This window comes from Salipiger sp. 1_MG-2023, assembly GCF_030547555.1.
GTDB lineage: Bacteria > Pseudomonadota > Alphaproteobacteria > Rhodobacterales > Rhodobacteraceae > Salipiger.
In genome coordinates, this window is the sequence record NZ_JAUOQN010000107.1 from 1 (window position 1) to 6,396 (window position 6,396).

Sequence of the window (6,396 nt, forward strand, 5' to 3'; positions counted from 1 at the left end):
GGTTGGTTCTCGCAACCCGACCCTACCGGGAAACCCGATGGCCACCGTAAGCTACACCACGTCTGGGGACGTCACCGAAACCGTTACGACAACGCGGCCGTTTTACGCTGGGAAAACAGTCCCAAGATTGTTTTCTGACCCTCCTCACCTTCTTCAAGACGATGAAGGCCGAGCTGCTGTGACAGCGTTCCTGGCCGACGCGAAGCGCGGCAGATCGGGCGATTTTCCAATACATCAACGGCTTATACAATCCACGCCGCAGGCACTCAGCCCTGGGCTGGAAGAGGCCTTGGCCTTCGAGGCTCGGGCTGCGCAATGAGAACTTGGCGCGGCATCAAAACGCGACAGGTCCAAGCTGGGTCATGGCGATCTTTGCCGCGCTCATGGCCAGCACCACCCCCGTAGCCCGCTTTATCCGATCTACATCGCCGAATGGGGGATTGCCGCAAAGCGCCGGCACCACGGTTTTTGCGACCTACGCGATTGGCACGCTGATCGCGCCGTTCCTTGCGCCCCGGCTTGACCGCAGAGTGGCGGCCCGCCGGCAGACCCTGCTACCCGCGCTGCTGATCACTGCCTGCGGTGCGATCCTGTTCGCTGCGGCCGATGCGGCATGGATGCTGTTCCTGTCGGGAACCAGCACTAGGTTGATCACCTCGACCGCCTCCGCCGCCCTGTTCGATCTGGACAGCGCGAAAAGCGAGGGCGAGCGGCCACCGCGTCGACCGTGCCTTCACCGCGGGCGCGGCCATAGGGCCTTGCCTACCATCGGCCAGACGCTGAGCGGGGGTTTGCGTCCTCTTACGGCGATCTTGATCGGCGCCGGCGCCTTGGCGCTGCTACAGCTTCACACGCTGTTTGGCGCCAGTGCCGATATTCTTGGTTCTGGCGATGCCGCTGTGCGGGCTAGCCACCGCCTCCACCCGGTTTCCGGACGTGCTGGTGCTTCTGGGTCTTTGCGTTGCCGCGATCGCCGCGCGGCGTCAGGCCTCATGGCCCATTGCAACGGGGGGAAACGCCTTGTCCCAGCCCCAGTTGAACACGAAAGCGTAGACCAGATAGAACAGCGCAAACCCCGCCTCCATCAGCAGCGCCTCGATCAACCCCACCCCCAGAGACAGCGCGATGAGCAGCAGCGAAACCATCAGCAAACCGGCTTCGAACAGCGCGGCGTGCAACACCCGCAACGCCGGGGTCTTGCGCAGATCGCCGCGCCAGCGCAGCAGCGCCCGGTCGAATACAATGTTGTAAACATAGTTCCAAAGCGTCGCGATGCTGGCGAGTGTGATCGACAACAGCCCCACCGTCGTCAGGTGAAGTCCGAAGGCCAGCGCGCCTAGCGGCACGACCAGCAGGATGCCGAAAATTTCGAACGTGATGGCGTGGAACAGACGCTCTGAGGTACTGCGCATGGGAAACCCTGTCATTGGGCTGGGCCGTCCCAGTCTGGTACCCGAAAGTGGGGGAAGTCGTCTTCGCTTGCGAGGCAGATAGCCCGCGCGGCGAGACTTGTCCAGTTTGCCGAGTCGCCACCTGCCAAGGCCGGGGTCCCTGCGAATGGCCCTGTTGCGACAGGCGGGTAGCGCCTGATCGCCAAAGGGTTTCTTCATTGGATTTTAGTGGCTTGCGTTCCTCAAAAAACCACTGATATATACAGGCCCTTCGCATATGTCAGTAAACGCTGGAATATGAGAGAAAATCTGATACAACAATAAAAAACGCAAGAACCATGAGGACAGGCATGACGGCGGGTCTACTTGCCTCCGAGCAGCTGATGAAGTTCAGTGACATCATCGATACCGCGCTGACCCAGCAGCGCGAGCTTTTGCACGCGCCCGACAAGCGCAAATCCGACAAGCCGCTGCGCAGCTTTTCGGTACGCGAAGTCTCACATGCGCTGCGGGTGAAATACAACAGCCTGCGCCAGTATCTGAACACGCTGCCCGGCATGCCCGCTGGAACCACCGAACCCGGAAACCGCAAGTATTTCACCGCTGACGAGGTGAACGAGATCCTGTCGGTGCTGTACGCCGAAGGCAAAATCGGCGACGAGCGCATGCCCCGCCGCAAGCCCGGTGACGCACAGGCGCGGCTGGTGGTCTACAACCTCAAGGGCGGGGTGTCGAAGACCTCGCTTTCGGTCAACCTTGCGCAGTTTCTGGCGCTGAGGGGCTATCGGATCCTGTGTATCGACCTTGACCCGCAGGCCAGCTTTTCCGACATGTTCGACGTTCAGGCCGATCTGGACGGCTTGCCCTCGGTCTATGATGTGCTGCGCTACGAGGATGACAGCGGCGGCCCGGTGCCGATCACCGAGGCCATTCGCGCCACCTATGTGCCCAATATCGACCTTGTGCCCGGCTCGATGTCGATGACCGAATTCGAATACGAGACCTCGGCCTCGTTCCGTGGCGGCGGCGATGGCACGCCGTTCCATCGCCGCATCACCGACGCGCTTGAGCTGGTCGATGATTACTACGACCTCGTGCTGTTCGACACGCCGCCGCATATGTCCTTTGCGGTGATCGCGGCGGTCTATGCCGCGACAGGGATGCTGATCCCGCTGTCCGCGGGCATGCTGGACGTGGTGTCGCTGGCGAAATTCCTTGAACTGGCGGCGGGCACCATGGAGGTGGTCGAGCAGCATCAGGACAAGCGCTACGATTTCATCCGCTTCGTGCTGACGCGCTATTCTGCGTCGGACCCGGCGCAATTGCAGCTGTCGTCGTTCCTGCGCTCGCATCTTGGCCCGGCAATGTTGCGCAATGACATGGTCAGTTCCACCGCCATCGCAGATGCCGGGAACACGATGAACCCGCTGCTGGAACTGGATCCAAGCAGCTTTCACCGCAAGACCTACGACCGGATCTTTGAATCTCTGTGTGGCATTGCCGATGAGGTCGATGCCGAGATCATGCAATCTTGGGGCCGCGAGCCCTTTGAACGGGAGTCGCGCTGATGGCCCGCAAGTCCCGCCCGACCTTCCCGATGGCCCCCGCGAGCGATGCCGAAGAGGCCGCGCCCAAGCCGGTTCGTCGCTCGCCGATGTTCGCCAAGGGGGCGGCCAGCCTTGAAACCGCGCTGAAATCCGCCGCGGCCGAGGAACGCATGTTCCGCAACCTGCCGATCGCGCAGATCGACCCGTCGCCTATCCGCGACCGGATCGACATTGCCGAAGGGCTTGAGGTGCTCAAGCGCAGCCTTGCCGAAGACGGGCAGCAGATCCCGATTCTGGTGCGCCCCCTGCCCGGGGACCGCTACGAGATCGTCACCGGGCGTCGCCGCCTGCGCGCGCTGACCGAACTAGGCCAGGACACGATCCAGGCCTTTGTGCGCCGGATGAGCGACGAGGAAGCCTTTGTCGCGCAGGGCATCGAGAACAACGCCCGGCTTGAGACGTCGTTCATCGAACGTGCCCGGACCATTCTGTCGGCGCTCGAGGCGGGATTCACTCAGGTGCAGGTCGAGAAATTCCTTGGCGTGGATCAGACGATGATCAGCCGGATGAAATCCATCTACACGGCGGTGGGCGAGGATCTGGTGGTGCGCATCGGTCCGGCCCGCGGCGTCGGGCGGCGCAAATGGGACAGGCTGGCCAAGCTGCTGCGCGAAGGCGATGCGGCGCTGGTGCGCAGCGATCTTCCCGACAGCACCGAGCGCTTCGATGCCCTGCTTGAACAGCTCGAGGCACGCGAGGCCACCCCCCCTGCCCCGCAGGCCGAGCCCCGCACGCCAAAGCCTGCGCAGGAGGCACCGGTGGTCACCACGCGCCGCGGCACTCAATTGACGGTAAAGCTGCGCGAGGATATCCCCGACGACTTCCTCGACTACCTTGCCAAAGAAATTCCCGCGCTTCTCGAAGCCTACAAAGCGCGCGGATAAAGAGCCGGGGGCCACCCCCGGGAGCAGTTAGAAACCAGGAAAAGGAGCAGACGAAAGGCAAAAAAGAAACCCTCCGAAACCGAGGCTCCGAAGGGTTCTCAAGATGTGTAGCAACTTCTTGGTACCCTGAAATCGAATCGTTTTCAACATCGATCTTCGGTGAACGGTGGGATTTTGCCGTCTGACAACCCATGACATCATCCGTTCCGCGGGCAATCGCCCCGGGGCATGGCAAGGCTATGCCCCAATCCAACATCCCGTTCAGCCATGATCGCTGGGAGGTTCTTGCCCTGTTGCGAGAGATTTCACGCGAGCTAAAGCTAGGCGAACGTGAATTGTCAGTGCTGTCCGCGCATCTTTCGGTGCTGGCGAAGGGACCGATCCGCTCTGAGCAGGTACTGGTGTCTTACGCCGGGCTGCCAGTGCTTCTGGAGCGCGCCAATTGCATGGATGAGCGGCGGTTTCGTCGCGGCGAGGCGCGTCTCGAAGCGCTCGGGCTGGTTGCCCGCAAGCTGTCGGCCAATGGCCGGCGGTTTCCCGTGCGGAATGGCGCGGGCCGGGTTATTGACGCTTATGGCCTCGACCTGCGCCCCCTATTTGACGCCCTACCCCGCCTCCTGCTGGTCCGGCAAGAGAGGCGCGACCTGGAGGCCGAGCGCAAAGCGATCTGCACCCGCATCAGCGCTCGATTGTCCGCGGCCCGCAGGCAGTTCGAGGCTGCGCAAACCGCCTTGCCTGATTGGTTCTGCGAGCTTGCCCGCGACATCCGCAACACCTTGCGCCGTGCGGTTCCGGGTCTCGACGCGCTTGCCCGGATCGAGGAGAACTTGAGCCAAGCCCTCTCGAATGAGACCCCTGTCAAAGCCGCCGAACCAGCTTCCACGCCGGACATCATGGCCGAGGATGCCGGACAAACTGTCCGGCACTCAGACTCCAAACAAAAAGAAATATATAAGCAACCGGCAACAAGCATTGCCGAAATCTGGCAAACCTGCCCCACGCTATCGGAATATTACCCGACACCGCCAGCACACGAAAGAGATCTGCTGACGAGGATCCATGACGTCTGCGGCTTCCTTGGGCTCAGACCCGCAACAAGAGATCGTATGGCAGTAACCCTCGGACTTCATGGAATAGCACGCTGCCTGGATGATCTCGCAGGACGCATTTCCAGCATAGAGCGGCCAGATGCATATGTCGCGTCGATGCTCAGACGCCTCGAACTCCGAAAGCCAGCCAAAACCAACCATGTAAGGCATATACACCACTATGACCGGGGTCATATTGGCTTGGAGATCGGAGTATGACCGCGGTCATAAATACGTTTCGTTTGAACTCAGGATTTCAGCACGTGATGCCGGAACATTCATCGCCAGCATAGCCACCCTTGACGAAACGAGCGGGCAGGGCGCATGGAGCCCGCATCCGTCATAGCCCGAAAGCCCGCATCCGTGTCGAGCAATCCCTACCAGAAACCTGATTTCTATTCATCTGCGATCGCCGCTGGGAGGCACCGTGACATCGTTGGTGGACGCTGGGACGAAACTGGACGGGTACAGATGTCGATACTGCAGCAAGCCGGGCTGAAGCCGCACCACCATCTTCTTGATATCGGGGCAGGGGCGCTGCGACTTGGCTGCAAGGCCGTGCCTTACCTTGACCGCGGCCATTACTGGGCGACAGATGCATCGCGTGCGATCCTGCTGGCCGGGCATCGGGAAGAGCTGGCAGATCCAGAACAGCTGGATGAAGCGCAACTGATCGAGGATACCGGGTTCCGCTTTCCAGGCGTCTCTGACTGTATAACCCATGCCATCGCCTTCGCAGTTTTTCCTCATCTGACGATGGATTACCTGCGGCGCGCACTGATTGGGCTGCGCCGCTTCGATCATCTATCGATGCTGCTTTTCACCGTGTTCCTTGCGCCTGACGCAGCAACTGCGCAGGCGCCATACCGACAGCGCGACGGCGTGGTCACCCATGCCGGACGCGCGCCATTTCATATGCTGGAAGAAGATGTCGCCGCGCTGGCATTGGCCTGCGGCTGGACGCAAACGCGTGAGAACGTGATGCTCCCGCGCGGGCAGGTTCTGTTCGTGGCCCGACCCCTCGGGTGTTGAAAGTAGTCATACGAAGATGATGATCTGGCGGCTTTCATGGTTATGTTGAGACGCGAGCCGATCTCATCCGTGTCGACCTGACGGCGCCGCCTCACCGTATAAAGCGTGCGCACTGGCGCAGACCTGCCGCCATGCAATATTTCCCTAGAGGCTCGGAAGGGGTGGTTGTGATCCTGAGCCACTAGATGGATGAGATCCGCCGTTTCGAGGCGTGGAACAGGCCCGCCCCCCCCCCGCCAATCGCGTGACTGGAAGGCAAAACATCATCGTCTGCGCCGGGATCTTAGGGCCGGGCTGATGGGGCAGGGCCATTGTGTATGGTAGTGTCCCAACGCTTGGTGTAGGAGGCCGCGCGCGGAGCCCCCGGCGTAGCGCAGCGCGCGGCCGGGTGTGA

General features: G+C 61.4%; 5 protein-coding genes and 1 pseudogene. 5 read left to right on the plus strand and 1 reads right to left on the minus strand.

The window, feature by feature from the left end; all coding sequences use genetic code 11:
• Positions 1–140: 140 nt before the first annotated feature.
• Positions 141–319, plus strand: a pseudogene (locus Q4543_RS23460) (IS3 family transposase); the annotation flags it as partial.
• A 664-nt stretch (positions 320–983) separates the two neighbouring features.
• Here Q4543_RS23460 and Q4543_RS23465 read toward each other — a convergent pair.
• Positions 984–1,412 (minus strand): PACE efflux transporter, encoded by a 429-nt coding sequence (locus Q4543_RS23465; protein ID WP_303442399.1) that lies wholly within the window; start codon positions 1,410–1,412, stop codon positions 984–986.
• A 329-nt stretch (positions 1,413–1,741) separates the two neighbouring features.
• On the opposite strand from Q4543_RS23465, the gene Q4543_RS23470 reads away from it, so the two are divergent.
• The 4 genes from Q4543_RS23470 (at position 1,742) to Q4543_RS23485 (ending at position 6,002) form a co-directional block, all read left to right on the plus strand.
• On the plus strand, positions 1,742–2,959 hold the full coding sequence (locus Q4543_RS23470; RefSeq protein WP_216003696.1) for an AAA family ATPase: 1,218 nt from the start codon (positions 1,742–1,744) through the stop codon (positions 2,957–2,959).
• Positions 2,959–3,882 carry a plasmid partitioning protein RepB gene (repB, locus tag Q4543_RS23475; protein WP_303442404.1) on the plus strand — a complete coding sequence of 308 codons (924 nt, stop codon included), beginning with the start codon at positions 2,959–2,961 and terminating at the stop codon, positions 3,880–3,882. Before Q4543_RS23470 ends, repB begins: the two co-directional genes overlap by 1 nt.
• A gap of 191 nt (positions 3,883–4,073) precedes the next feature.
• Positions 4,074–5,189, plus strand: a complete 1,116-nt coding sequence (locus Q4543_RS23480) for a helix-turn-helix domain-containing protein (protein WP_303442407.1) — start codon at positions 4,074–4,076, stop codon at positions 5,187–5,189.
• A 105-nt stretch (positions 5,190–5,294) separates the two neighbouring features.
• A complete protein-coding gene (locus tag Q4543_RS23485; RefSeq protein ID WP_303442409.1) occupies positions 5,295–6,002 on the plus strand; it encodes a class I SAM-dependent methyltransferase in 708 nt (235 codons plus the stop codon).
• Positions 6,003–6,396 lie beyond the last annotated feature (394 nt).

What these genes read in the sequence shown, in the direction of transcription:
- Q4543_RS23485 (WP_303442409.1), top strand. Translation starts at nt 5,295, where the DNA reads ATGGAGCCCGCATCCGTCATAGCCCGAAAGCCCGCATCCGTGTCGAGC.
- Q4543_RS23480 (WP_303442407.1), top strand. Translation starts at nt 4,074, where the DNA reads ATGACATCATCCGTTCCGCGGGCAATCGCCCCGGGGCATGGCAAGGCT.
- Q4543_RS23465 (WP_303442399.1), bottom strand. Translation starts at nt 1,412, where the DNA reads ATGCGCAGTACCTCAGAGCGTCTGTTCCACGCCATCACGTTCGAAATT.
- Q4543_RS23470 (WP_216003696.1), top strand. Translation starts at nt 1,742, where the DNA reads ATGACGGCGGGTCTACTTGCCTCCGAGCAGCTGATGAAGTTCAGTGAC.
- repB (WP_303442404.1), top strand. Translation starts at nt 2,959, where the DNA reads ATGGCCCGCAAGTCCCGCCCGACCTTCCCGATGGCCCCCGCGAGCGAT.